General features: G+C 46.8%; 4 protein-coding genes. 3 read left to right on the forward strand and 1 reads right to left on the reverse strand.

Annotated elements, in window-relative coordinates:
• The first annotated feature begins 240 nt into the window (after positions 1 to 240).
• Positions 241 to 717: a carboxypeptidase-like regulatory domain-containing protein gene (locus F6J94_RS33175; protein ID WP_229415538.1), complete on the forward strand. Its 477-nt coding sequence runs from the start codon at positions 241 to 243 to the stop codon at positions 715 to 717.
• The gene (cbiM, locus tag F6J94_RS33180; protein WP_293048030.1) at positions 704 to 1,381 is read left to right on the forward strand and encodes a cobalt transporter CbiM; all 678 of its coding nucleotides are present in this window, start codon (positions 704 to 706) and stop codon (positions 1,379 to 1,381) included. The genes F6J94_RS33175 and cbiM overlap by 14 nt, the downstream gene beginning before the upstream one ends.
• Positions 1,382 to 1,456: 75 nt before the next feature.
• Here cbiM and psaK read toward each other — a convergent pair whose 3' ends face one another.
• Positions 1,457 to 1,747 (reverse strand): photosystem I reaction center subunit PsaK, encoded by a 291-nt coding sequence (gene psaK, locus F6J94_RS33185; RefSeq protein ID WP_081431422.1) that lies wholly within the window; start codon positions 1,745 to 1,747, stop codon positions 1,457 to 1,459.
• 212 nt (positions 1,748 to 1,959) lie between these two features.
• Between psaK and F6J94_RS33190 the strand changes: the two genes are divergently transcribed.
• Positions 1,960 to 2,220, forward strand: a 261-nt coding sequence (locus F6J94_RS33190) for a TMEM165/GDT1 family protein (protein WP_367142318.1), incomplete at its 3' end; no start/stop codon positions are given.

Raw genomic sequence — 2,220 nt, forward strand, 5'->3', positions numbered from 1 at the left:
ATTCCCGTTCCCCTCCTGGGAGGGGTTAGGGGTGGGTTCCGATTCCCGTTCCCCTCCTGGGAGGGGTTAGGGGTGGGTTCCGATTCCCGACTCCCGACCCAAATGTAAAAAACCTACCCCTGTGAGGAGAGTGGGAGAGGGTCACAGAGATTGACGACTTTTCCGGAAAGTGAAAAATATGTCAATTAAATCCAGTCAACACTCAACAGTCAAGAATTAAGGATGAAGTGGAAAGGTTTGATGCTACTGAGCCTGGTTTCTGTCTTGAGTTGGTCAGTTAATGCTGAGGCTCACGGCACTAAGCTTGAATCTAAAACTATCCAGGCCATTGAGATTAATGCTAAATACGACACTGGTAAACCGATGTCTAATGCCCAAGTAACCATTTATGCTCCCAATAATCCTACCACTCCTTGGCAGACAGGGACTAGTGACACCAACGGCAGGTTTATCTTTGCTCCCGATTACGCTCAGCAGGGAAATTGGACAATTCAGGTGCGCCAAGCTGGTCACGGTGGCATGATTACTCTTACTCTTGGTGAAGAGAATTCTGCTGTAGCGGGTCAGTCATCAGCAGCGGGTAACTACCTAATGAGCTCATCAACCAGTCCTACTTACACCCCTGTTCAGAGAATGCTCATGGCAGCTGCTGGTGTCTGGGGATTTGTGGGTACAGCACTCTTTTTCTTAGGGAGGAAAACTAATGCACATTCCTGATGGTATTCTCCCTGCTTCTGTCTGTCTTGCTGGTTATGCAGCTACTGGTGGACTCACTTGGTATGCCCTACGTCGAATTGATCAACATCAAAACCCCCAGGAGGCAATTCCCAGAGCGTCCTTACTGACCGCTGCCTTTTTTGTGGCATCCTCAATCCACCTCCCCATCCCACCAGCGAGTGTCCATTTCGTTCTTAATGGCTTGTTAGGGGCAATTTTAGGTTATTATGCCATTCCTGCCATTCTGATTGGTTTGTTCTTTCAAGCAGTTATGTTCCAGCATGGTGGACTCTCCACCCTCGGGATAAATGCAGCGATGATGGGAATATCAGCAATCTTGGCGTATCACCTGTTCCAATTGCGGCGGGTGTTTGGTAAAGGCAATCGAATTGTTACTGCTATCTTCAGCTTCTTGGCAGGTGCTGCTGGCTTGGGAGTGGCGACGCTAATATTCTTCGTCCTAGTCATTACCAATATTCCTGCTACTATTAATGTGGCAACAGAACGGACAGCAATTTACGGGCTAATGGTTGCCCATATCCCCCTGATGGTGATCGAGGGGTCGTTTTCAGCGGCAGTCGTGTTATTTTTGCAGCGAGTTCAACCAGAATTGCTAGGGGAATCGGGAAGGGGAAGCAAATACGATATCAAAAGTCAAAAATGATTTTCGACTAATTAGGGCTTCTGCCACTGCCCCCTCTCCCCTCTCTTCCCCTGGAGCCAAGTTCTTTTTCAGACCTTACAAAACACCACTAGTGGCTAGACCTAAGATGACACCAGCGCCTAGGATGTGACCCAGGCTAGTAGTTGCCAACAGTTCAGGGATGCCAAAATTGGCAAACAGTCCAGAGGCACCGGGTAAAGCTGGGCCTTGACCGGGGTTTTTGATGGCAAAGCGACCAACAGTAATCGCAAACAGATTACACAAAATCATTACTATCCCCACTGTGGGACTCCACTCTGGGGTCACCGGAACAGAGGTTTCCACAGCAGCTAACAAAATTGAGTTAATCAATGTAGTTTCTCCCATATTGATGAATTGATCAGCAATCAAAGCAATCATAAGAATTTTCGGGGAGAAAAATCTCAACTTGTTTTAAGAATTTACATTTGGAGAGTGATCACAGCCTCAGAATTTATGTAAAGTTATGCAAATTTTGGTAAATTGTATAGAGTAACTATATCTTGAGCAGTTTTCCAGTGACTCAATCTGACCAGAGTCAGCCAGTAAAAGCAAACCAGATGGCTGTATGGGGAATCTTTAGTTCAACTTTCCTAACTATCTTTCTAGCCGAGATGGGCGACAAGACCCAATTGGCAACACTACTTATCACTGCCGAATCCCAGTCTCCATGGATTGTGTTTGTTGGTGCTGCCGCAGCACTGATATCTACTAGTTTGCTAGGTGTACTGATTGGTCATTGGCTGGCTAAGCGCTTCTCCCCTGAGATGATGGATACTGCTGCCGGAACACTTTTATTGTTCATATCAGTGATGCTTCTG

It is taken from the genome of Moorena sp. SIO1F2, assembly GCF_010672755.1.
Taxonomy (GTDB): Bacteria; Cyanobacteriota; Cyanobacteriia; order Cyanobacteriales; family Coleofasciculaceae; genus Moorena.